The following is a 22,304-nucleotide window of genomic DNA, read 5'->3' on the forward strand; positions in this document are numbered from 1 at the left end:
CCGACCGCGATTCGCGACCACGCGAGCGACGCCGCGGGTGCCCGCGATCCGCGCCCGTCGTTCAGCGCTCGAACGCAACCCGGCCCCCGACCACCGTGTGCGTCACCTCGAGCCCCGGGAGCGCGCTCGCCGGCACCGCGAGCACGTCGCCCGCGAAGGCGGTGAGATCCGCGTCGTACCCCTCGCGGATCATCCCGCGGCGCCCCTCGGCGAAGGCCGCGTAGGCCGCGCCCGAGGTGAACGCCCGCAGCGCCTCCTCGCGGCCGATCCGCTCCTCCGGCAGGAACGGCGCGGCCGCGCCTGCGGCGAGGCGCGTCTCGGCCGCGGCGAGGCCCAGCCGCACGTCGGGGCTCTCGATGGGGAAGTCCGAGCCGAACGCGAGCGGCACGCCGGCGCGCAGCACCGTGCTCCAGGCGTAGGCGCCGGCGAGCCGCGGGCTGGCGACGCCGAGCCGGGCGGGGACCCAGGGCGCGTCGCTCGTCGCGTGCGAGGGCTGCATCGACGCGATGACGCCGGCGGCTGCGAGCCGCGGCACGTCGGCGAGCCGCAGGATCTGGAGGTGCTCGATCCGCGGCCGGACCGCGCGCACCGCCCCGCGCTCGCCCGCGCCCTCGATGGCCGCGAGGGTCTCGGCGATGCCGCGATCGCCGATGGCGTGGATGGCCGGCTGGAAGCCGGCCTGGACGACCGCGCGGATCTTCTCGCGCAGGAGCTCGGGCGCGGTGAGGAAGAGGCCGCGGTTGCCGGGATCGTCCGCGTAGTCCTCGTGCAGCGCCGCCCCCCGGCTGCCCAGCGCGCCGTCCGCGTAGATCTTCACGGCGCGCACCGTGAGCCGCCCCACCTCCGGCGTCGCCTTCCAGCGCGCCATCTGGGCGACCAGGCTCGACGGGGGTCCCTCCCCCTCGATCATGGCGTATACGCGGATCGGGAGCCGGTCCTCCGCCGCGAGCCGCCGGTACACGTCGAGCACGTCGGGCGTCACGCCTGCGTCGTGCGCGGCGGTGATGCCGAGCCGGACGAGCGCGTCGAGCCCGCGCCGGAGCGCCTCCGCGATCTCGGCGGGCGACGGCGCCGGGATCCGCTTCAGCACGAGGTCCATCGCGGCGTCCACGAGGACGCCGCTGGGGTGGCCGCGCGCGTCGCGGACGAGCCTCCCTCCGGGCGGGTCCCGCGTGTCCGGCCCGATCCCCGCCGCGGCGAGCGCCGCGGCGTTCGCCCACCCCGCGTGGCCGTCGACGCGGACGAGGAAGACCGGGTGATCCGGGACGGCGCGCGAGAGCCTCGCCTCGGTCGGGAACGCCTGCCCTGGCCAGCGGTTCTGATCCCAGCCCCGTCCGCGGATCCAGCTCCCCTTCGGCAGCGCCCGCGCTCGCTCCGCCGCGCGAGCGACGCACGCGTCCTCGCTCGCGACGCCCGAGCAGCTCACCTCGAGCTCGGCCCGCCCGAGCCCCATCACGTGACCGTGCGCGTCCACGAGGCCCGGCACCGCGCTCCCGACCTCGATCCGCCGGGCGTCCGGTGCGGCGCGGGCCGCGCACGCCTCGACCGTGCCGACGCACGCGAAGCGCCCGTCTCGCACGAGCGCCGCCTGCGCCGCGGGCCGCGCCGGGTCGAGGGTGTGGAGGAGGCCGATGACGAGGAGCTCGGGCGCGGTGGCCATGCCTCCGGCTCTCTAAACGGCCGCGCAGGATCCGGCAAGGGTCAACGAGCGGAGCGAGCCCGCCGGGGCGCCGCCGGGGGTGAGCGCGAATCGGGAACCGCCGTCGAGCGCGCTACGCGGCGCGGACCCCAGGAGGCGGCGCCACCCGCTCGGTGCGCTCCCACGTGGCGCGCTGCGTGCCGCGCACGAACCGCCAGAGCCCGACCGCCAGCGCGGCGTTCATCGTGACGAAGTAGTGCGCGAGCGACGCGACGCGGCGGAGCCTGCCCGTCGCCGCGCGCGGGCCCGCGAGCGCGAGGCCGTAGAAGAGGAGCTGGCCGAGGAGCAGCGCGCGGTAGAGCCAGGCGCCGGGCTGCGCCGCGAGCGGTACGGACAGGACGAGCGCCACCGCGAGGAGGAACGGCGTCGCCCAGCGCAGGAGCTTGTGCGAGACGAACGAGAAGAACAGGAACCCGGTGCGCGGGTCGAGGAGGTCCGGCACGCGCGCGAGGGCCTGCCAGTCGCCCGCGCCGATGCGCGCGCGCCGCACGAACTCGCGCCCGGCGTCCTCGGTCGTCTCCTCGTGCGCGACCGCGTCGGGCTCGTAAGGCACCTTCCACCCGCGCACCGCGATCCGCACCGGGATGACGAAGTCGTCGATGATCGTGTCCGCCCGGATCGGGCTGAACAGGATGCGGCGGATCGCGTAGAGGCCGCCGTTCGCGCCCAGCACGGCGCCGTGCTTTCCTTCGTAGTACTTGAGGACCGTCTCGTACTTCCAGTAGAGGCTCTCCTCGAACTCGGCGCGGGTCGGGTTGTAGAGCCGCAGCCGCCCGACCACGGCGCCGACGGCGGGGTCGCGGAAGCGGCGCACGAGCGCGCGCAGCGCGCCCGGCTCGACCATGACGTTGGCGTCGGTGAGGACGACGATGTCGCCGCGCGCGGCCGGGACGAGCTTCGAGATCGCGGCGGGCTTGCCGGCGCGCGGCGTGAGCTCGTGGACGGTCACGCGATCGCCCCCCGCCCCGCGCGCGATCTCGGCGGTGCGATCGGTGCAGCCGTCGCAGCCGACCACGATCTCGAGCCGGTCCGCCGGGTAGTCGAGCGCGAGGCAGTTCTCGATCTTGTGCCGGATGCACTTCTCCTCGTCGAACGCGGAGAAGACGATCGAGACGCGCGGCCATGCGTCGGTCTCGCGCCGAGCGCGCCGGTCCTCGCCGCCCGCGACGAAGCGCAGCGCCGACAACGCGTCGCGCGCGCCGTCCCAGACGAGGAGCACGAGGAAGTAGCCGAGGTAGCTGAACGCGACGAGACCGAGGCTGAGCCAGAGGAGGGTCGCCATCGGGCGTGGACAGGAGCAACCTGCGCGCCACGCCCGCGGACCTGCTCGGGGCGCTAGCCCCCGCCGACCGACTCCTCGTGCAGCGCGGGCTCGCGCGCGGGGTGCCGGGAGCCGTCGCTCGCGCCGGGGGGCGCGATCTGGGGCATCCCGGAGGTTGGGGCGACGTCGGGGATGCTCGCGGGCATGAGGGCGCTCGGCGCCAGTCCCCGCGCGGTCGCGGGTGCGCCGCCCAGCGAGGGGGCGGCCGGCGAGGCGCCCGCCTGGGGGGGCACGGGAGCCTGCGCTCCGCTCGCCCCATCGGGCGGTGCCGGCGTGGCTGGGCCCGGGGTCGCGGCGGGGGGCCGCTGGGCAATCGTCTTCCTCGCCGGTGGCGTGACGTTCCCAGGGGGTGACTCCCCGGGCGACGCGGCGGGCGGCCGCGTGGAGAGCGAATCGCGGAGCGCGCGCGCCGACTCGTGCCGCGGGTTCGCGGCGAGGAGGCGATCGAGGGTGCCGCGCGCCTCGTCGGTCCGGCCGAGCGCCGCCTGCGTGACGGCGAGCAGGTGGCGCGCGCGCAGGAGCTCGGGGCTCCGCGCCGAGAGCGCGGTCAGCTTCACGACCGCCCGCTCCTGCGCCGCCCGGTGCGCCTCCGTCGCGTCGAGCGCCGCGTCGACGAGCTCGATCCACGGGTCGCGATCGTCAGCGGTGCCCGCGGTGCGCGCGAGCGCGAGCGCGGCGGCGCGCTCACCGGCGGCGAGGTGGACGGCCGCGAGCGCGCGCACGAGCGCGGGATCGCCCCGCAGCTCCGCCTCGAGCGGCGTGAGCGCGCTGCGGGCCGACGCCACGAGCGAACGCGCGCGCTCGTCGAGGGCGCGAACCTCCGCCTCGAGCTTGCTCGCGGCACCCGAGGCGGCGCGCTCCGCCTCCTCCCAGCCCGGGGGCTGCTCGCGCAGGAGCCGCTCGCGCTCGACCTGCCGCGCGCCGCGCGCCGCCGCGAGCGCTCGCGAGCGCTCCGCGACCGCGGTCGCCTGCATCGCCTGGACGAGCGCGCGATCCGCGATCGCCGCGTGCAGCCTCGGGGCGCGCCGGAGGGCGTCGTCGAGGCGCGCGACCGCCTCGTCGAGGCTGTGGGTGTCGTCGAGGGCGAGGAGCGCGAGCCCCTCGGCGCGAGCGCCCGCCGCGCCCGGAGCGACGCGGCCGCGCAGGAGGAAGAAGCCACCCGCGGCGAGCACGACGAGGCCGAGGGCCACGGCGGGCACGAGCCAGCGCAGGCGCGCGCTCCAGCGGAGCCGCGACTCGAAGGCGCCGACCGTGTCGCGGCGCAGGACGGGGTGGGCGCGCACGGAGGTGGGGCCCGGCGTGGGGCGGTAGACGGCCGGGCTCGTGCCGCGCGCGTACCGCGGGTCTTGCGCGGGCGCGCGAGGCCCGGACGACTCGGCCCGCGAAGACGGCGGCGGCACGGCGCCCGCCGCGACGGAGTCGGGCGTCGGCGGATCGAGCGTTGCGCCCGAGGCGGGCGCGACGGCGAGCTCGAGCTCGGCGGGAGTGAGCGCGGGCCCGACCGATGCCGCCCGCGTCTCGGCGGCCTCCGGCGCGGGTGGGCGCGCCGTGAACACGTGATCGCAGCGAGTGCACTGGACCGGGGAGCCGTCGGGCGCGAGCAGCGTCTCGTCGAGCTCGTACAGCGTCGAGCAGCGTTCACAGCGGATGACCAAAGCAAATCCTCCCGTCGGCGCGCGACAGGGTACCCCAGCTCCCCGCCAGGTCGCTACGGCTCCACGACGAGCGCCTCTCGCGCCTGGGCGAGCCGCCCCGGCCCGACCCCGCGCACGCGCAGGAGCGACTCGACGTCCGGGTACGGGCCGTTCCGCTCTCGGTCGGCGACCACCTCGGCGGCGAGCCGCCGGGAGAGGCCGGGGACGAAGGCGAGCTCGCGGGCGGAGGCGCGGTTCGGATCCACCCGGGCCCCGAGCGCGAGCCGCTCCTCGGAGGCGAGCGGCCGGGCGGCCCCGAGGTCCGCGGCGCAGCCCACCCAGTGGCGCGGGAACCGGCCGCGGCCGGAGGGCACGCAGGGGGTCGGGACGGCCGGAGTCTCGAGCAGATCTCGCAGCGGCGCGGCCGCGAGCGCGGCGGCGAGGGCGAGGAGCAGCGCGATCCGGCGGGCCATGCACCGCGCCCGAGCAAGAGCCGCGCCGATGTGCGGTCCGCGCGCACCCACCCTCCCCTCGCGTCCCGGACGCGCCACGCAGGGGGCGTCCGCCGACCGTCGCCGGGACAAGCGCGTCCCCACCGTGTAGGGAAGCCCTCCATGAGCCATGGCGCGAGCGGCGGCAGGGTCCTGCAGCACGTCCTCCTCGACGGCGACACCCTCACGCTGGAGGAGGTCCAGGCGGTCGCCCTCGGCCGGGCGCGGGCGGAGCTCTCCCCCGACGCGCGCGAGCGGGTCCGGCGCGCCCGCGCGCTCGTCGAGGCGCGGCTCGAGGACGGCGAGCCGCACTACGGCATCAACACCGGGTTCGGGACGCTCGCGGAGGTGCGCATCGACCGCGCCGACCTGGAGCGGCTCCAGCGGAACCTCGTCCTCTCCCACGCGGCCGGCGTCGGCGCGCCGCTCCCGATCGTCGAGGCGCGGGCCCTCATGCTGCTCCGCGCGAACGTGCTCGCGAAGGGAGTCTCCGGGATCCGCGAGGAGACGCTCGATCTCCTGCTCGCGCTCCTCGATCGCGGCGTCGTGCCGGTCGTGCCGGAGCGCGGCTCGGTGGGCGCGTCCGGCGACCTCGCGCCGCTCGCGCACCTCGCGCTGCTGCTCATCGGCGAGGGCGAGGCGTTCCTTCTTGCTGGGGGGCGCGATGACGCTGCGCCCCCCAGGCCCCCGCTCCCCCACCCTGGCGCCTTCGCAGAGCGCGTGCCCTCGCGCGAGGCGCTGCGCCGGGTGGGGCTCGCGCCCGCCGTGCTTCAGGCGAAGGAGGGCCTCGCGCTCGTGAACGGGACGCAGGCGATGGCGGCGCTGGGGTCGCTCGCGGTGCTCCGCGCCGAGCGGCTCGCGGCGCTCGCCGACCTCGCCGGCGCGATGACGCTCGAGGGGCTGCTCGGCTCGCATCGGCCCTTCGCGCCCGAGATCCAGGCGGTGCGCGGCCAGCCGGGCCAGATCGCGGCGGCGGCGCGGCTGCGCGAGCTGCTCGCGGGATCCGAGCTCAACGCCTCGCACCAGGGGCCGGGCTGCCACAAGGTGCAGGACCCCTACTCGCTCCGCTGCATGCCGCAGGTGCACGGCGCGGCGCGCGACGGGATCGGCTTCTGCCGCGCCACGCTCGCGGCCGAGGTGAACGCGGCGACGGACAACCCGCTCGTCTTCCCGGACTCGGGCGAGATCGTCTCCGGCGGCAACTTCCACGGCCAGCCGGTCGCGCTCGCGCTCGACGTCCTCGCCGTGGCCGCCTCGCACCTCGCGGCGATCTCCGAGCGGCGCGTCGAGCAGCTCGTGAACCCCTCGCTCTCGGGGCTGCCTCCCTTCCTCGCGCCGCGGCACGGCCTCAACTCCGGGTTCATGATCGCCCAGGTCACGAGCGCCGCGCTCGTCTCGGAGAACAAGGTCCTCGCCCACCCCGCCTCGGTGGACTCGATCCCCTCGTCGGCCGGGCGCGAGGATCACGTCTCCATGGGCATGACCGCGGCGCTCAAGGCGAGGCAGGTCGTCGAGAACGTCCGGACCTGCCTCGCGATCGAGCTGCTCGTCGCGGCGCAGGCCATCGATCTGCGCGCGCCGCTCCGGCCCTCCGTGAAGGTGGCGGAGGCGCACCGCCGGATCCGGGCGGTCGTCCCCCGGCTCGACGAGGACCGCGAGCTGCATTGCGACATCGAGGCGGTCTGCCGGCTCGTGGACGACGGCCAGCTCGACCTCTGACCAAAGCTGCGCTCTTCGAGGAGGGGACGCCTGCGCCGCGTCCCCTCCCGGATCGCTGCCTCGGTGGGCCGAGGCCCCTCTACTTCCGCCCCTCGCCGCCCGGCGCGGTCGTTCCGCCCTGGGTCGAGGTCCCGGGCGCCGGCCCCGCCGGCGTCCCGCTCGGCGTCGTCGTCGAGCCGGGAGGCGTCGAGCTCCCCGGCGGCGGCGTGAGCTCCGCGCCCTTGCCGCTCCGGGCCGCACCGTCCTCGCGGACCTCGATCCGCTTCGCGACGGAGACGCCCGCCTTTGGATCGAACGACACGCGGACCTGGTCGCCGCGCTTCAGCTGCGCGACGCTCTTCCGCCCCGCGCCGCGCACCTCGGTCTTGCCGGTGACCTGGATGTCCCGCATCCCGTCGGGCGCCTGGATCGTGAGCCGGTTCTTCCCGGTGCTCACGATCTCCCCGCTGAGGATCGGCTGCTCTGCGCGCGCGTGCGGCTGGGTCACGCTCGCGCCCTCCTCCTGCTGCGGCGTCTTCGGCGTCTTGCGCTTCTGGGCGGAGGCCTGGCCCGTGCTCTCCGTCTCCACGCCGGACGGCGTCCCGTAGCCGTAGCCCTTCATGCTCCCGGGCTCCGCCTTCTGGGTGTCGGCGTCCTTCGCGCCCTTCGCCTTCTCCTCTCCCGGCTGCTCCTGCTGCTTCGTCTCGGACTTCTGCTGCGACTGCGACTTCGTCTCCTGCGCCGCCGCGGGCCCTGCGAGGAGCACCGCCGCGAGCGCGATCGTCCTGAGCTGCATGACTTCTCCTCCCTCCGGAAAAGGTGACGACCGGCGGCGCGCGACGCCAGCCCGCTCGGCCGCAAGGCAGGACTCCGCCGCGGGTCAGGCTCGCTCGCCGCCCGGCGCGAGCGGGTTCGCCCCCGCGCGCAGGAACCCGCGCTCGCCCACGAGGAGATCGAGCACCAGCGACGCGGCGTCGTCGGCCACCACGTCCGCGCCGTGCGCCTCGGCGAGATCGAAGACCTTGAGGTAGGCGCGACAGCCCTCGCACGCCTCGGCGGCGACGCCGCGCGGGCCGTCCTCGACGCTGAGATACGAGAGCTTTCCCGCCTCGCGGCACACCGCGCACTGGGCGCGGGGCAGGTGCCACTCCGCGCTGCAGAGGCCGCACACGACGTAGCGTACGCGCGCGTCGCCGAGGACCACGCTCGCGACCGGGGTCCCGCCGCAGACCGGGCAGGCGGCGCCGCCCGGCGCGACCGCCGTCGGCTCGACCGCGGCGGCGAGGCGGGTGAGGTGCGCCTGGAGCGCCCCGCCCACGAACGGCGCCGCGGCGAGGTCGGCCGGCGCGCCGGCGAGCAGGTCGTCCGCGAGCGCCTCGATCACGTCGGGCGGCGCGGCCTCGAGCCGGGCGATCGCGTCGGCGGCCGCGGCCGGGAGCGCGCCGTCTCGCGCGGAAGCCAGCACGACGCGGAGCATGGCGCGCCACGACGGATCGCGCCGCGCGGCGGCCTCCGCGAGCGGCGATCCGCCTCCGCCCGCCGGACGAGGCGCCGCGCCCGGGCGGACCTCCCGCAGCGCCCGGTCCTGGCCGCGCGCGATACGGGCGAGGAACCGGAGCCAGTCGCCCGCGGCGTGATCCTTCGCGAGCGCCTCGAGGCGCTCGGCCCGGGTGCGGAAGACGAGCGCCGGCTCCGGCAGCCGGAGCGGCGGCGGCGCATCGCCCGGCGTGATCGGGAGCGCGGTGGAGCTCAACGCACCGTCTCCTTGCGCGCGACCCTGTCGTACCAGCCGGGGTGGTGGTAGCGGGCCCAGCGGCGCGAGACCCAGCCCTGCGTCATGGCCCGCATCGATCCGCGCGTCCAGACCGCCGCGTAGATGTGGATCCCGATCCCGACGAACATGATGAAGGCGAAGATCACGTGGATCACCGCCGCGATGCGCCGGCCGAGGAGCGGGACCGCCGGGGCGATGTACGGGCGCCAGATGAAGATGCCGGTCACGAGCAGGCCGACGACCATGATGATCATCGACCAGTACATCGCCTTCTGCCCGGCGTTGTACTTGCCCTCTACGCGCGCCTCCTCGCGCCCGTTCATGTACGCGAACATGCGGCGCAGCCAGAGCCGATCCGCGGCGGAGAACAGGTTCTCGCGCCAGAGCCGCGCCGCGTACGCGAAGAACAGGATCCCGAGCGCGACGCCGATGAACGGGTGCAGGATCCGCATGAACGTCGGCGTCCCGAACAGGAACGAGATCCAGTAGAAGAACGGGTGGAACAGCGCGAGGCCGGAGAGGAACAGCACGGTATACGCGAGCGCCACCGCCCAGTGCGTGAGCCGCTCGCCGGTGGAGTAGCGCTGCACCGCGTCCGGCGGGCGCGTCGTCGCGAACTCGTGGCGCGGGGCCCGCTCGGGAGGCCGGGCCCCCACGGGCGTGGACGTCACGGAACGCTGCGTCTCGTTCGCCATGGCCTACTCCCCCTCGCGCGGCGGCAGGGCGTCCGGATCGACCGGCCCGACCTTCATCCAGTGGAAGAATCCGGCGACCACGACGGACACCATCGTGAGCACGCCGAGCGTACGGGCGAAGCCGCTGCGCCAGAGGCCGACGAGCGGCGAGATGCTCGCCTCGCGCGGCATCCGGTACAGCGCCGGATCGCCGTGCGGCATCACGTATACGACGTGCGTCCCGCCCACCCCCGAGGGATCGTACACGGCCGCCTTGTCGAAGCCGCGCTCCTTCAGATCCACGAGCCGCGCGTTCGCGATGTCGATCATGTCCTCCTTCGTCCCGAAGCTGAGCGCCTGGGTCGGACAGGTCTTGATGCAGGCCGGCTCGAGCCCGACCCCGACGCGGTCGGAGCAGAGCGTGCACTTGTAGGCCTTGCCGTCCGTCACGCCGTAGCGCGGGATGTTGAACGGGCAGCCGGTCTGGCAGTAGCCACAGCCGATGCAGTTGTCCTGCTGGAAGTCGACGATGCCGTTCGAGTACTGCACGATCGCGCCCGGCGCGGGACACGCCTTCAGGCAGCCGGGGTCCGCGCAGTGGAGGCACCCGTCCTTCACGATGAGCCACTGCAGGCCCTTGTCCGCGAGCTCCTCCTCGTAGAAGCGCATCACCGTCCAGGAGCGGTCGGTGAGCTCGATGGGGTTGTTGTACGTGCCGTTCGTGAGGCCGACCTCGTCGCGGAGGTCGTTCCACTCCATGCACGCGGCCTGGCAGGCCTTGCAGCCGATGCAGCGCGAGATGTCGATGAGCTTCGCGACCTCGGTGTGCTTGCGCACGTCGGGAGCCCGCGTCTGGCTCGCGGAACGGCGGCGGATGTCGAGCGATTCGAGCGCCATGGCCGCCTCCTCACGCCACCCCGAGCTTCTCGACGTTCACCGTGAACGCCTTGAACTCGGGGGTCTGGACGTTCGCGTCTCCCACCGCGGGCGTGAGCGTGTTGGCGAGGTACCCGGGTTTGGTGAGCCCCTCGAACCCCCAGTGGATGGGGATGCCCACCGTGTGGATCGTCCTCCCCGCCACCGTGAGCGGCCGGATCCGCTTCGTCACCACCGCCTTCGCCACGATCTCGCCGCGGTTCGAGCGCACGCGGATCCGCTCCCCGTCGCGGATCCCCTTCTCCTTCGCGAGCGCCTCCCCGATCTCCACGAACTGCTCGGGTTGGAGGATGGCCGGGATGCGCGCGTGCTTCGTCCAGAAGTGGAAGTGCTCGGTGAGCCGGTACGTCGTCGCGGCGTACGGGAACTTCTCCGAGGTGCCGAGCGCCGCCTTGTCCCCCGCGAAGATGCGCGCCGCAGGGTTCGTGCTCGCGACGGCCCGCTCGTGGAGCGGGTTCTTCGCGAGTGGGCTCTCGAAGGGCTCGTAGTGCTCCGGGAACGGGCCGTCGGTCAGCTTGTCCGCGCCGAACAGGCGCCCGACGCCCTCCGGGTTCATGATGAACGGCGCCATCCCCGACTCGGATGCGGGAGGCTGGTCCACCTTGAAGTCGGGCACGTCGGGGCCGACCCACTTCTCGCCGTTCCACTTCACGAGCGCGCGGCGCGGATCCCAGGGCTTGCCCGTGGGATCGCACGATGCGCCGTTGTAGAGGACCCGCCGGTTGGCCGGCCACGACCACGCCCACGAGGGCGTGAGCCCGAGCCCGCTGGGATCGGCGGTCTCCCGGCGCGCCATGTTGTTCTTGTCGGTGTAGCTGCCCGTGTAGATCCAGCAGCCCGCCGCGGTGGAGCCGTCGTCGGTGAGCTGGCCGAACGTGGTGAGCTGGTCACCGCGCTTGACCACGATCTTCGTCTTGTCCTTCGGATCGGGGAGGTCGGCCAGCGCCCAGCCGTTGTACTCGCGCGCGAGCTCCTCGGCCGACGGTCGGCTCGCGACCGCGTACGGCCAGGCCAGCTTCACCATGGGGTCCGGGAACGCGCCGCCCTCTTTCGCGTAGAGGGTCCGGATCCGGTGGAAGAGCTCGCCGAGGATCTCGAGATCCGTCTTCGCATCGCCCGGCGGCTCCGCGCCCTTGTAGTGCCACTGCAGCCAGCGGCCCGAGTTCGTCAGCGAGCCGTCCTCCTCGGCGAAGCAGCCGGACGGCAGGCGGAACACCTCCGTCTCGATCTTCGCGGGGTCCACCGGGTTGAGCTCGCCCGCGTTCCTCCAGAACGTGGAGGTCTCGGTGACGAGCGGGTCGATCACCACGAGGAACTTGAGCTTCGAGAGCGCCTCGAGGTTTTTCGCCTTGTGCGGCGCCGAGGCGAGGATGTTGAAGCCCTGGCAGATGTAGCCGTTCACCTTCCCCTGGTGCATGAGCTCGAAGACGGTGAGGATGTCGTAGACCTTGTCCAGCTTCGGCAGGTACTCGTAGGCCCACTGGTTGTCCTTCGTCGCGGCGCCTCCCCACCACGCCTTCTGCAGCGACACGAAGAACTTGGGGTAGTTCTGCCAGTAGCTCATCTGCCCCGGACGCAGCGGCTTCAGCGTGCGCGCGGCGAGGTAGGTGTCCACGTCCTTGTCCGCCTCCTTCGGCACCGTCAGGTAGCCGGGGAGCAGGTCGGAGAGGACTCCCACGTCCGTGAGCCCCTGGATGTTCGAGTGGCCGCGCAGCGCGTTCACGCCGCCCCCCGCCATCCCCACGTTGCCGAGGAGGAGCTGGATCATCGCCATCGCGCGGATGTTCTGGGTCCCGACGGTGTGCTGGGTCCAGCCGAGCGCGTAGAGGCTCGTCATGGTCCGGTCGGCGGGCGCGGTGGACGCGATCGTCTTGCAGACCTCGAGGAACTCCTCCTTCCTGGCGCCCGTGATCGAGGAGACGACCTCCGGCGTGTAGCGGGAGTAGTGCTTCTTGAGGAGCTGGTAGACGCAGCGCGGATCCTGGAGCGTGGGATCCACCTTGGCGTAGCCGTCCGGCCCGAGCTCGTACACCCAGGTCGACTTGTCGTACTTGCGGCCGGCCTCGTCGTAGCCGGAGAAGAGCCCGTCGTCGAAGTGGAAGTCGGCGCGCACGATGAACGCCGCGTTCGTGTACGACTTCACGTACTCGTGCTGGATGGCGTCGTTCGAGAGCAGGTAGTTCATGACGCCGCCCAGGAACGCGATGTCGGTCCCGGGGCGGATCTGGACGAACTGATCGGCGACGGCGGCCGTCCGGGTGAAGCGCGGATCGATCACGATGAGCCGCGCCTTGTTGTGCGCCTTCGCCTCCGTCACCCACTTGAAGCCGCAGGGGTGCGCCTCCGCGGGGTTGCCGCCCATCACGACGATGACGTTGGCGTTCTTGATGTCCGCCCAGTGGTTCGTCATCGCGCCACGGCCAAACGAGGGGGCCAGACCGGCCACCGTGGGGCCGTGTCAAACACGTGCTTGGTTATCCATGGCGGTCATGCCCATGGACCGGAAGATCTTGTGCGTGAGGTAGCCCGTCTCGTTGGACGAGGCGCTCGCCGCCAGCAACCCGACGGTGGTCCAGCGATTCACCGTCACGCCCGCGGCGTTCTTCGCGACGAAGTTCTTGTCGCGATCGTCCTTCATGAGGCGCGCGATGCGGTCGAGCGCCCACTCCCAGGTGACGCGCTGCCATTCGCTGGCGCCGGGCGCGCGGTACTCGGGGAACTTGAGCCGGTGCGGGCTGTTCACGAAGTCGATGAGGCTCGCGCCCTTCGGACAGAGCGTGCCGCGGTTCACGGGGTGATCCGGATCACCCTCGATGTGCACGAGCTTGAGGTGCGCGTTCTTCGACCGATCGCCGAGGCCGTACATGATGACGCCGCAGCTGACCGAGCAGTACGGGCAGGTGTTCCGCGTCTGCGTCGTCGAGGCGAGCTTGAAGTTGCGAACGTCGGCGAGGACGCGGTCGGGGGCGAACCCGAGCGCGCCGAGGCTCGTGGCCCCGATCCCCGACGTGGTGAGCTTGAGAAACTGGCGTCGAGACAGGTTCATGGAGGGTCTCCGGGATCGCCCCTAGTGCCGTCCACGAATGCTCTCGCCGGCTGCGGCAGAAGGTCGCGGAATTTTGGGGAATCCTGCTCCGGGACCAAATTGTGCTCATCGGCCCGCCGGCATGACGCATCGCGACGCGCGTCGCGGGAGGATCGCCGGGTCGGGCGCCGCCCCGCGCGCTCGCCGTACCGACTGCCGGCCGGAGCACGAGCTCCCGCCGCACGAGAAGCGCTGTCATCCAGCCTTTTCCCGGCGCACGCCGTCGGCGAGCGCCCGTGGGCTCGCGGCTCCGGCCGGGGCGTCGTATCCTGCGCCGGCATGGTCGTCCGAATCGAAGACGTCGCGCCGGTGGTGCGCGAGGCGCAGTACGCCGTCCGAGGCCCGATCGTCGCCCGCGCGCAGGAGCTCGAGCGCCAGGGCCGCGAGGTCATCTACTGCAACATCGGGAACCCGCAGGCCCTCGGGCAGCGGCCGCTCTCGTGGGTTCGTCAGGTGCTGGCGCTCGCGGAGTACCCGGAGCTCCTCGAGCGCGTGCCCGCCGGGACCTTCCCTGCCGACGCCGTCGAGGTCGCCCGCGAGGTGCTGCGCGCCTCCCAGCACGGCCTGGGCGCGTACACCGAGAGCAAGGGCTTACGCTTCGTGCGCGAGGCGGTGGCGGACTTCATCCGCGCGCGCGACGGCATCGCCTCGGATCCCGAGGCGATCTTCCTCACCGACGGCGCGAGCAAGGGCGTCCAGTCGGTGCTCCGGCTCCTCATCGCCGACGGCCGCGACGGCGCGCTCATCCCCACCCCGCAGTACCCGCTCTACTCGGCGACCCTCACGCTCTACGGCGGTGCGGCGGTGCCCTACCCGCTCGACGAGAGCGCGGACTGGGGGCTCTCGCTCGGCGACCTCGAGCGCGCGTACGACGAGGCCCGGGCGCGCGGGATCCGCCCGCGGGCCATCTGCGTCATCAACCCGGGCAACCCGACCGGCGCGGTGCTCGACGAGAAGAACGTCGAGGGCGTGCTCCGCTTCGCGCGCGAGCGCGGGCTCGCGGTGCTGGCCGACGAGGTCTACCAGGCCAACGTCTACCTCCCCGGCGACCGGTTCGTCTCGTTCGCGAGCGTGCTGGAGCGGCTCGGCCTGCGCGACGTCTCGCTCTTCAGCTTCCACTCCGTCTCGAAGGGCTATCTGGGCGAGTGCGGGCACCGCGGCGGCTACCTCGAGTGCCGCAACGTCCCCGCGCCGGTGATGGACGAGATCACGAAGCTGCAGTCGATCGCGCTGTGCGCGAACACGGTGGGGCAGATCGTGACCTACCTGCTCGTGCGGCCGCCGCGGCCGGGCGAGCCGTCCCACGCGACGTTCGTGCGCGAGCGGGGCGAGGTCCTCGAGAGCCTCCGCCGCCGCGCCGGGCTCGTGGAGCGCGGCCTCAACCGCATCGCGGGGATCTCGTGCAACCGGGTGGCGGGCGCGATGTACGCGTTCCCGCGGATCACCCTGCCCGAGGGCGCGACCGACGACGAGTGGTGCCTCGCCCTGCTCGAGGAGACCGGCATCTGCGTGGTGCCCGGCTCCGGCTTCGGCCAGCAGGCCGGCACCTGGCACTTCCGGACCACCATCCTGCCGCCCGTCGACAAGCTCGAGGCGGTGGTGGAGCGGATCGGCCGCTTCCACGCGAGCTTCTGCGAGCGGCGCGGGCGTTAGCGGGGGAGACTGCGACCGAAGGCATCGCCGGACGGATACGCCAGCGGCGCGACCGCTTCATGCCCGCGTCCTATCGGCTCGCGGCCGCAACGCACTCAGGACGTTCCGGTGCTCGCCTACGCCCAATGGCGACGTCCTCCGTGAGTGCACGGAGGGTCGCTGCCACGGCTACGCTCGCCAGCCATGCCTCCCCGACCGGTCAATCAGCATCCGCACGGCGGGCCCGAACACGCCCCTTGAAGACGTTGCGGTACCAGTAGGCTTTTGGGTTCGCAAACCACGCTCTATTCCCTTCAGTGAGCAGGTCGGCAAGCTGAGTCATCTCGACGCCATAACGGAAGAACAGGGCAATCACTTCACGTAAAGACTCGTCGGGCAGGCGCTTGCCCGCGAAAGTGATCAGCAAGGCTCGGCCGCGACCTTGCACGCTCTTCACGCCAGGGACGCTCTCGACCCATCCGAAGAAGGATCTCTCGTCGCCGTCTGAAAGGAATGCGACGCTTTCAGCGATCAGCACCACGGCTCGATCTCTCTTCATCCGGATCTTGGACATCCCAGTGAGGCCCGCCGCGCGCTCCGACTCGGAGCGATTCAAAGAATACCCTGCGGCTGCCATGGTTTCCGCTGCAATAACTCCGATCGCTCCCTCAACTTGCGTGGTCGCGATCACCGCCGCGGCAGCGTCCGATCGGACCTGGCAACTTTCCGGGTAGTAATGAGTGAGGGCGGTGAGCCGCGAGTGGCGCCGAGCCCTGCGGACGCGACGCCGCGCGCGATCACGCGCGGATGAGCGAGCGGATCGCGCCGAGCAGGTCGCCGAGCGAGGTGGGCTTGCCCAGGTGCTGGTCGAAGCCGGCCTCCCGCGCCCGCGCCCGATCCTCCGGGCCGGCGTAGCCGGTCAGCGCCACGAGCGGCAGGTGGCGCAGGGCGGGATCGGCGCGGACCGCGCGCGCGACGCCGTAGCCGTCGAGCTCACCCGGGAGCCCGATGTCGCAGATGACGAGGTCCGGCGGCCGCCGCCGGGCGGCCGCGAGCCCTGCTTCGCCGTCGGGCGCGACCGTGACGACCACCCCCTCGAGCTCGAGTGCGTCGCGCAACGTCTCCGCCGCGTCCGCGTTGTCCTCGACGATGAGCACGTGCGCGGCGCACGCCGCGACACCGGGCGCCTCCCGCGGCGCGGGCGCGCGCGGCGCCGCGGCGAGCGGCAGGCGCACCGCGACCTCCGTCCCTGCCCCCTTGCCGGCGCTCGTGGCGGCGACCGTCCCGCCGTGCAGCTCGACGAGGCGCTTCACGACGCTGAGCCCGAGGCCGAGCCCGCCGCGGGAGCGTGCGAGGCTGCGGTCGGCCTGCGAGAACGGCTCGAACAGCCGCGGGAGGACGTCCGCCTCGATCCCCTCCCCCGTGTCGCAGACCTGGAGGAGCGCGGCGCGCCCGGGCCCTTCTTCGACGCGCACCGTGACCGCGCCGCCGCGCGGCGTGAACTTCGCCGAGTTGGCGAGCAGGTTTCCCACGACCTGCGCGATCCTCGTCTCGTCGCCCTCCACCGCGACCGGCCCTGGCGGCAGCTGCAGGACGAGGGCGACACCGATCGCGTCGAACCCGGCGCGGTGGTCCTCGACCGCGTCGTGGACCACCCGCGCGAGATCCAGCGGCTCGCGGCGGAGCTGGATGCGCCCGTGCGTGATCCGCGAGACGTCGAGCAGGTCGTCGACGATGCGCGAGAGATGCCCGATCTGGCGCTCCATGACCGCGCGAGCCCGCGCGGAACGCACGGGGTCGTCCGGCGCGCGGCCGAGGAGGTGCAGCGCGTTCCGGATGGGCGCGAGGGGGTTGCGGAGCTCGTGCGACAGGATCCTGAAGAACTCGTCCTTGCGCCGGTCCGCCTCCGCGAGCTGCTCGGCGATCGCGCGAAGGCGCTCCTCGCTCTCCTGTCGCGCGCGCTCCGCCGCCTTCTCGGAGGTGAGGTCGACGACGAACGCGGCGACGCCATCCTGCTGGATCGAGAGGCCGACGAGGATCGGGACCCGTGTACCGTCGGGCCGGACGCACTCGCTCTCGTGCCGCCCGGCGAGCTCGGGATGCAACCACTCGGGCGGCCGGGCGGCACCGACCCGGAACCGCTCGGCCTCGAACTCCGCCCGCGAACGGCCGACGATGCGGAGGTACTCGTCGTTCGCGAACTGAACGGTGGCGTCTCTGCTGATGAAGAGGATGCCGATCGGGGCGTCGTTGGCGAACCGCTGGAAGCGGCTCACCTCCGCCTCGATCGCGCTGAGCCGGAGCTGCTGAGCGAGCAGGCTCATGTCTGCTGCCGTGCCTCCGTCCGCCTCTCGCTCCTGCGCCGGGGCGGCCGCGACGCGCGTGCCGCGCGACCGCGCGCCCGGACGCTCCGTCCGGCAGCCGGCGCACCCGCCCTCGGGCGGAGAGAGGGCGCGGGGACCGCGACGGCTCCCGCCGCTGCTTCGGGTATATGGTCGAGGTGGTGCAACGGCATCTCCTCGAGGTGGACGAGGTCGCGGCGCTGATCCGCGGCGGGGAGACGCTGCTGCTCGCCGGCGACGAGGGCAGGCTCAGCCTGCTGCCCCGGGGGAAGTGGATCGCGGGGACCATCCCGTACTTCATGAGCGAGGAAGGCGGCGTGGTGGACCGCCGGCGCGTCTTCGTCGACAGGATCCCCGCGCGCTCGGAGTACGCGGGGATCCGCCGCTACGACGAGACCGGGATCGCGCGGGTGTATTCCGAGCTGCCGCCAAGCGCGATGGGCGTCGTCATCGCCCCGTACGCGAGCCGCGTGCACCTCGCCTTCGCGATGAACGCGCCCAGGTACGAGAAGTTCGCCACCGCCCCGCTCTTCGGCTGGATCTCGGGGGTCGACCTCTCCGAGCTCGGCAAGACGCGGCCCAAGGTGTTCGACGGCACCACGGCCGAGGCGCTGGAGGACCAGGCCGTCGTGATGCACGTCGCCTTCCCCCCGGGCGTGCGCGCGGAGGTGGCGATCCTCAACATCTTCGAGAAGGGGACCGGGCCCGCCATCACCTTCCCGGCGACCGGCTTCTCCGCGAGCACCGCGGAGATCGACGGCCGGGAGCGCAACTTCGCCGAGTATGTCGAGGAGGCGGGCCTCGACGCGCGCCTGCCCCTCGTCGCCGACTACTTCGGCGCGGCGATCAACGTGAGCTTCCAGGCCGTCGATCGAGCGCGGGGCGAGGTCCGGTTCTACGCTCCGGTGTTCGCCGGGGTCCGCTACCACCACGCCCGGCCGGTCGAGGACTACGTGGACGCGTTCGTCTCGGCGCTCCCCACCGGGATCGCCGAGCGTGTCGCGCTCTCGTGCAACTGCGTCGTGAACTTCGTCAACTCGTCGCTGGAGGGCAGGACCACGGGAGACATCGTCGGCCCCGCCACCTTCGGCGAGATCGCGTACCAGCTCCTGAACCAGACGATGGTCTATCTCACCGTCTCGGATCGAGGCTGACGCTCGCCCTCGCGATCAGAACGGCGGCGAGGGCACGGCCGGACACGCCGAGACGTCGCCCAGCGAGCAGGGCAAGGCGCCGCCGCAGCTGAACGCGGCGGGGTCGTCCACGTAGACGAGGCAGGCGGTGGGGTCCCAGCACTCGCGGAAGCCGCCCGTCACCCCGCCCACGGTGCGGAAGCCGACCGCGGCGCGGCCCGCCGACGCGGCGTCGAACGAGGCGGTCACCACGAGCAGGTCGCCCTGGGCGTTCCGGAACGCGTACGTGAACTTGCCGCTGCGGTCCGCGTAACCCTCGAAGCGGTAGCCGAACTGCGCGAGCCCGAAGCCGTCCTGGTCGAGCACGAGGCCGATCGTCACCGGATCGGCGGACCGGTCGTACTCCACCCCCATCCGTCCGCGCGGCGTGGTCGCGTCGGCCATGCCGAGCGTCCAGAGCGCGTCGAAGTCGAGCCCGAGCGTCCCCTTCCCCCTCGAGGCGGACGCGCCCTCGAACGAGCCGGCGAGCACCGTGGTCCAGGCGCCGCCGGACGTGACGCGGGCGTCGAACGCGTACGCGAACGTGGGCGGCGCCTCGGCGCCGTTCGGGAACTGCCGCAGGATCGTCACCCGGAGCTCGCGGCCCGGGTGGCGATCGTCCGGGAACGGCCCCCAGCCGCGGGCGTCCACCTGCCGCCACGACGGCGGCTCCTTCCGGACGACGTCCACGAGTCCGAGCAGGAACTCGATCGCGCCGTTCAGCCGGTCCGACTCGGGCTTCGCGCGCAGCCACGTGGCGGCGGGGCGCGTGGGGCAGGCGGCGACCTGCGCCGAGGCGCCGGCGCTGGCCTGCGCGTCCGCCGGGACCTCCACGCGCAGGTCGGCGCGGCTCGGCACGGCGGCGAGGAAGCGGAGGTCCTCGGTCGAGTAGTCGCCGCAGGCGGCGCAGAGCCCGAGGCACAGCGCGGGAACGATCGCCCTATTCACCGAGCGCATATTCCACCCCCAGCATCCCCTCGACGAACCCGAGGCTCCGGTTCTCGTCGACGTTGTAGAAGAGGTACGAGACCCGCAGGCGCGCGAGGGCGGCGAGGCGCGGCGTGAGGCGCCAGGCGGCGCCGCCCACGAGCCCGGGCGTCACGGTGAAGAAGGTCTGGCTCGGCAGCTCCTCGCGCGCCGGGAAGCTGCGGCCGAGGAAGGTGAGCCCGACCCGCGCGCCCGCCGAGAGCACCACCGGCCCGAGGACGAGGTCCTTCCAGAGCGAGGCGCCGCACGCAACCTCCGCGAACTTCACCGGGATGGGCTCGACGCCGGGCAGCCGCAGCGTGCCGGCGCCGCCGCCCAGCGCCGCGTCGATCCCCCAGGCGAGCCCGCGCCCGAGGTCGTCGCGGACCGCGAGCTCCAGCCCGCCGAGCGTCGCGGGCGGGAAGAGCCCGTCCCGCGCGGCGCGATCGAAGAAGCGCTGCGCGCCGAGCCCGGCCACGAGCGCCCAGCGCGTGCCCGAGAAGCCCTTCTGCGGATCGCGATCGAGCCGGACTCGGTCCATGCGCGCGTCGTCCACGACGGCCGGCGCGCCGCCCCCGACCGAGACCGGCGTCACGAGGAGCGCCGAGTCGTCGGCGAGCCGCTTCTTCACGGTGTACCGGCCGGCGGGGAGCGCCACGCGCCGCTCGGCACCCGCGCCCTTCGCCACCTCGGCGACCGCGCGCCCGGCGCCGTCGAGCACGACGTAGAGCCCCTCCGCCGCCGCGGGCAACAGGAGCCCGCCCGTGACGGGCGCGAGGTCGGTGAGCACGAGATCCCCGGACCCGCCGAGATCGTAGAGGAACACCGGGTGCTGGACGCCGCCCGCGCTCGAGGCGGTGGAGCCGACGGTGCGCGCGTACGCGTACGCGTACGCCTCGGAGAGCGTGACGCGACCGTCGCCGGAGGCGTCGGCGCCGCCGAGGAGGCCCGAGGCGAGGTGGTGCGTGAACCAGCTCGCGCCGATGGCGTCCGACTCCTGCGAGTCCTCGTCCCCGGCGGACGAGGCGATGAGCACGAGCCCGCGCGGCCCCTCCTCCGCCGCCGAGACGTCGAAGGCCGGCGCGGGCCGGACGCCCTTGGCGCGGGCGATGGCCCCGGAGCGGCAGGAGTCGACGAGCCCCACGCGGACGTCGGCGGGCGCGGCCTCGAGCGCGGCGCGGAGGGCCTCGAACGGCACGCGCCCGCTCCCGAGCCGGAGCGCGCCGTCCTTCGCGTGGCCGGAGTAGTAGACGAGGAGCACGGTGCGCTCGCCGCGGGCGCGCGCCGCGCCGGCCCGGTCCGACAGCTCCGCGAGCGCGCGCATGAGCTCGCCCGCGGTCCCGGAGAGCAGGAGGCGCGCGTCCTCGGGGCGGACGCCGCCGACGCGGGTCAGGATGCCGTGGATGCGCCGCGCGTCGCGCTCGGCGTAGCGGAGCTTCACGGTGCCGGCCCCGCCGTCGGGCGCGCCCGCCACGAGCGCGAAGCGGTGCGGCTCGGCGGCGCGCCCGGAGGGGATCGCGAGGACGAGGACCGCGGCGGCTGCGAGGGCCCGGATCACCTTCGTCCCCGCGCGAGCGGCCGGACGATAACCTCGGCGCCGGCCCCGGCGGCTCCGTTCGCGCCCCGCTGCGCCAGCCGGGCGCGCAGCGCGCCGACGTCGACCGGCCGATCGTCGAGCACCGCGACGAGCGCGCCGTCCCCGGCGCCCGTCCACGCGAACGCGTCCCCCACCGCCCCCGCCGTGGCCGGCCCGGCGTAGAGGACCGCGACGCCATCGCGGTCGACGAGGGCCACCGCGGCGTGGGCGTGCCCCGTCGCAGGGAGTCCGACGCGCAGCGATGCCCCGGGCGGCACCGGCTCGCCCGCCGCGAGCGCCCGCACGCTCCCGGCCTCGCTCGCCCACAGCGTGAGCTCGATCGCGCCCTTCGCGCGCCAGCCCTGCGCGTCCGGCCCCGGCACGATCCGCAGGAGGAGCGGCACCGCCGCCAGGGCGACGACGACGGCCGCGAGCGCCAGCCCGGCGCGGAGGAGGCGGAGGCGCGGCGCGACCACCGGCGCGTCCGCGCGGGCGAGCCCCTCCGCGACCCCCGCGGCGAACCGCTCGAACGGGAGCGACGCGTGGAGCGCCTCGCGCTCGCGCGCGAGCTCGCGCGCCGACGCCTGGCACCGGGCGCAGCCTGCGAGGTGCGCCTCGGTGCGGGAGCGCTCGTCCCCCGCGAGCTCGCCCGCCTCGAGGCGGCGGATCCGTGTGATCGAGCACGCGACGCCGGGGCCGCCCAGCTCGGTCCTCATGGCAGCTCCTCCGGGTCGGGCAGGGAGAGGTCGGGGAACGCCTCGCGCAGCGCGCCGCGCGCGGCGCCCAGGAACTCGCGCAGCCGCTTGCGGACCGTCGGGAGGCTCCGGCCGGTCGCCTCGGCGATCTCGGCCTGCGTCAGCTCGTCGACGAAGTAGAGCACGGCGACCTCCTGCGCCTCCGCCGGCGCCGCGCCGAGGAGCACACGGACCAGCTCCCGGGACTCGGGCAGGATGCCCGCGCTGCGCCGCTCCTGGGCGAGCCGCGCGAGCTCGTCCTGCCACGCGGCCCGCGAGGCGCGCAGGACGTTCAGGCAATGGTGCGTCGCGGCGGTCATGAGATAGGCGGTGGGCGAGGCGGCAGCGCGCAGCTCGGGGAGCGCGCGCAGCGCGCGGACGAAGACCTCCTGCGCCGCGTCGCGCGCCCCCTCCTCGTCGCGCAGCAGGTAGCGGCAGCGCGCGAGCACCCCCGCGGCGTGCCGGCGGTAGAGCTCCTCGACGAGCCCGGCCGCCGGCGAGGCCGCGGGGAGCGGGCCGGCGGGGCCGGCCCTCCCTCCCGCGATGACCTCGAGCCGCGCCATCCGGACT

General features: G+C 74.0%; 18 protein-coding genes. 3 read left to right on the forward strand and 15 right to left on the reverse strand.

Annotation, left to right across the window (positions count from 1 at the left end; genetic code table 11):
* Positions 1 to 61 precede the first annotated feature (61 nt).
* The 4 genes from MNY62_RS09825 to MNY62_RS09840 form a co-directional block, all read right to left on the reverse strand.
* Complete coding sequence (locus MNY62_RS09825; RefSeq protein WP_242343974.1) at positions 62 to 1,660, reverse strand: amidohydrolase; 1,599 nt, start codon at positions 1,658 to 1,660, stop codon at positions 62 to 64.
* A 112-nt stretch (positions 1,661 to 1,772) separates the two neighbouring features.
* Positions 1,773 to 2,981 carry a glycosyltransferase family 2 protein gene (locus tag MNY62_RS09830; protein ID WP_242343975.1) on the reverse strand — a complete coding sequence of 403 codons (1,209 nt, stop codon included), beginning with the start codon at positions 2,979 to 2,981 and terminating at the stop codon, positions 1,773 to 1,775.
* Between the two features lie 53 nt (positions 2,982 to 3,034).
* Positions 3,035 to 4,675 (reverse strand): zinc-ribbon domain-containing protein, encoded by a 1,641-nt coding sequence (locus tag MNY62_RS09835; protein ID WP_242343976.1) that lies wholly within the window; start codon positions 4,673 to 4,675, stop codon positions 3,035 to 3,037.
* Between the two features lie 53 nt (positions 4,676 to 4,728).
* On the reverse strand, positions 4,729 to 5,127 hold the full coding sequence (locus MNY62_RS09840; RefSeq protein WP_242343977.1) for a ComEA family DNA-binding protein: 399 nt from the start codon (positions 5,125 to 5,127) through the stop codon (positions 4,729 to 4,731).
* Positions 5,128 to 5,268: 141 nt separating this feature from the next.
* On the opposite strand from MNY62_RS09840, the gene hutH reads away from it, so the two are divergent.
* On the forward strand, positions 5,269 to 6,864 hold the full coding sequence (hutH, locus tag MNY62_RS09845; RefSeq protein WP_242343978.1) for a histidine ammonia-lyase: 1,596 nt from the start codon (positions 5,269 to 5,271) through the stop codon (positions 6,862 to 6,864).
* 79 nt (positions 6,865 to 6,943) lie between these two features.
* Here hutH and MNY62_RS09850 read toward each other — a convergent pair whose 3' ends face one another.
* The 5 genes from MNY62_RS09850 to fdnG all read right to left on the reverse strand — a co-directional run bounded on the left by MNY62_RS09850 (position 6,944) and on the right by fdnG (position 13,273).
* The gene (locus MNY62_RS09850) at positions 6,944 to 7,639 is read right to left on the reverse strand and encodes a hypothetical protein (protein WP_242343979.1); all 696 of its coding nucleotides are present in this window, start codon (positions 7,637 to 7,639) and stop codon (positions 6,944 to 6,946) included.
* 84 nt (positions 7,640 to 7,723) lie between these two features.
* Complete coding sequence (gene fdhE / locus MNY62_RS09855) at positions 7,724 to 8,596, reverse strand: formate dehydrogenase accessory protein FdhE (RefSeq protein WP_242343980.1); 873 nt, start codon at positions 8,594 to 8,596, stop codon at positions 7,724 to 7,726.
* Positions 8,593 to 9,312 (reverse strand): formate dehydrogenase subunit gamma, encoded by a 720-nt coding sequence (locus MNY62_RS09860; RefSeq protein WP_242343981.1) that lies wholly within the window; start codon positions 9,310 to 9,312, stop codon positions 8,593 to 8,595. Before MNY62_RS09860 ends, fdhE begins: the two co-directional genes overlap by 4 nt.
* Positions 9,313 to 9,315: 3 nt before the next feature.
* A complete protein-coding gene (fdxH, locus tag MNY62_RS09865; RefSeq protein ID WP_242343982.1) occupies positions 9,316 to 10,188 on the reverse strand; it encodes a formate dehydrogenase subunit beta in 873 nt (290 codons plus the stop codon).
* 10 nt (positions 10,189 to 10,198) lie between these two features.
* Positions 10,199 to 13,273 (reverse strand): formate dehydrogenase-N subunit alpha, encoded by a 3,075-nt coding sequence (gene fdnG / locus MNY62_RS09870; protein ID WP_242343983.1) that lies wholly within the window; start codon positions 13,271 to 13,273, stop codon positions 10,199 to 10,201.
* 318 nt (positions 13,274 to 13,591) lie between these two features.
* On the opposite strand from fdnG, the gene MNY62_RS09875 reads away from it, so the two are divergent.
* The gene (locus MNY62_RS09875) at positions 13,592 to 14,965 is read left to right on the forward strand and encodes an aminotransferase class I/II-fold pyridoxal phosphate-dependent enzyme (RefSeq protein ID WP_242343984.1); all 1,374 of its coding nucleotides are present in this window, start codon (positions 13,592 to 13,594) and stop codon (positions 14,963 to 14,965) included.
* A gap of 199 nt (positions 14,966 to 15,164) precedes the next feature.
* On the opposite strand, the gene MNY62_RS09880 is transcribed toward MNY62_RS09875, so the two are convergent.
* Together MNY62_RS09880 and MNY62_RS09885 are read right to left on the reverse strand one after the other, a co-directional pair.
* Positions 15,165 to 15,635 (reverse strand): hypothetical protein, encoded by a 471-nt coding sequence (locus tag MNY62_RS09880; protein WP_242343985.1) that lies wholly within the window; start codon positions 15,633 to 15,635, stop codon positions 15,165 to 15,167.
* 106 nt (positions 15,636 to 15,741) lie between these two features.
* Positions 15,742 to 17,268, reverse strand: a complete 1,527-nt coding sequence (locus MNY62_RS09885; RefSeq protein WP_242343986.1) for a hybrid sensor histidine kinase/response regulator — start codon at positions 17,266 to 17,268, stop codon at positions 15,742 to 15,744.
* A gap of 179 nt (positions 17,269 to 17,447) precedes the next feature.
* Between MNY62_RS09885 and MNY62_RS09890 the strand changes: the two genes are divergently transcribed.
* On the forward strand, positions 17,448 to 18,440 hold the full coding sequence (locus tag MNY62_RS09890) for a DUF6976 family protein (protein WP_242343987.1): 993 nt from the start codon (positions 17,448 to 17,450) through the stop codon (positions 18,438 to 18,440).
* Between the two features lie 15 nt (positions 18,441 to 18,455).
* Here the strand turns inward: MNY62_RS09890 and MNY62_RS09895 are convergent, their stop codons facing one another.
* From MNY62_RS09895 to MNY62_RS09910, 4 genes are read right to left on the reverse strand one after another with little or no spacing between them, the layout of a single operon-like run.
* Positions 18,456 to 19,406 (reverse strand): hypothetical protein, encoded by a 951-nt coding sequence (locus MNY62_RS09895; RefSeq protein ID WP_242343988.1) that lies wholly within the window; start codon positions 19,404 to 19,406, stop codon positions 18,456 to 18,458.
* Entirely contained in the window at positions 19,399 to 20,982 is a 1,584-nt protein-coding gene (locus MNY62_RS09900; RefSeq protein ID WP_242343989.1) for a caspase family protein, read from the reverse strand. The genes MNY62_RS09895 and MNY62_RS09900 overlap by 8 nt, the downstream gene beginning before the upstream one ends.
* Positions 20,979 to 21,716 carry a zf-HC2 domain-containing protein gene (locus MNY62_RS09905; RefSeq protein WP_242343990.1) on the reverse strand — a complete coding sequence of 246 codons (738 nt, stop codon included), beginning with the start codon at positions 21,714 to 21,716 and terminating at the stop codon, positions 20,979 to 20,981. Before MNY62_RS09905 ends, MNY62_RS09900 begins: the two co-directional genes overlap by 4 nt.
* Entirely contained in the window at positions 21,713 to 22,297 is a 585-nt protein-coding gene (locus tag MNY62_RS09910; protein WP_242343991.1) for an RNA polymerase sigma factor, read from the reverse strand. The genes MNY62_RS09905 and MNY62_RS09910 overlap by 4 nt, the downstream gene beginning before the upstream one ends.
* Between the last annotated feature and the right edge of the window lie 7 nt (positions 22,298 to 22,304).

Origin of the sequence: Anaeromyxobacter terrae, from assembly GCF_022690685.1 — a bacterium.
Lineage (GTDB): Bacteria > Myxococcota > Myxococcia > Myxococcales > Anaeromyxobacteraceae > Anaeromyxobacter > Anaeromyxobacter terrae.

What these genes read in the sequence shown, in the direction of transcription:
- MNY62_RS09825 (WP_242343974.1), bottom strand. Translation starts at nt 1,660, where the DNA reads ATGGCCACCGCGCCCGAGCTCCTCGTCATCGGCCTCCTCCACACCCTC.
- MNY62_RS09830 (WP_242343975.1), bottom strand. Translation starts at nt 2,981, where the DNA reads ATGGCGACCCTCCTCTGGCTCAGCCTCGGTCTCGTCGCGTTCAGCTAC.
- MNY62_RS09840 (WP_242343977.1), bottom strand. Translation starts at nt 5,127, where the DNA reads ATGGCCCGCCGGATCGCGCTGCTCCTCGCCCTCGCCGCCGCGCTCGCG.
- hutH (WP_242343978.1), top strand. Translation starts at nt 5,269, where the DNA reads ATGAGCCATGGCGCGAGCGGCGGCAGGGTCCTGCAGCACGTCCTCCTC.
- MNY62_RS09850 (WP_242343979.1), bottom strand. Translation starts at nt 7,639, where the DNA reads ATGCAGCTCAGGACGATCGCGCTCGCGGCGGTGCTCCTCGCAGGGCCC.
- MNY62_RS09860 (WP_242343981.1), bottom strand. Translation starts at nt 9,312, where the DNA reads ATGGCGAACGAGACGCAGCGTTCCGTGACGTCCACGCCCGTGGGGGCC.
- fdxH (WP_242343982.1), bottom strand. Translation starts at nt 10,188, where the DNA reads ATGGCGCTCGAATCGCTCGACATCCGCCGCCGTTCCGCGAGCCAGACG.
- MNY62_RS09875 (WP_242343984.1), top strand. Translation starts at nt 13,592, where the DNA reads ATGGTCGTCCGAATCGAAGACGTCGCGCCGGTGGTGCGCGAGGCGCAG.
- MNY62_RS09885 (WP_242343986.1), bottom strand. Translation starts at nt 17,268, where the DNA reads ATGAGCCTGCTCGCTCAGCAGCTCCGGCTCAGCGCGATCGAGGCGGAG.
- MNY62_RS09905 (WP_242343990.1), bottom strand. Translation starts at nt 21,716, where the DNA reads ATGAGGACCGAGCTGGGCGGCCCCGGCGTCGCGTGCTCGATCACACGG.
- MNY62_RS09910 (WP_242343991.1), bottom strand. Translation starts at nt 22,297, where the DNA reads ATGGCGCGGCTCGAGGTCATCGCGGGAGGGAGGGCCGGCCCCGCCGGC.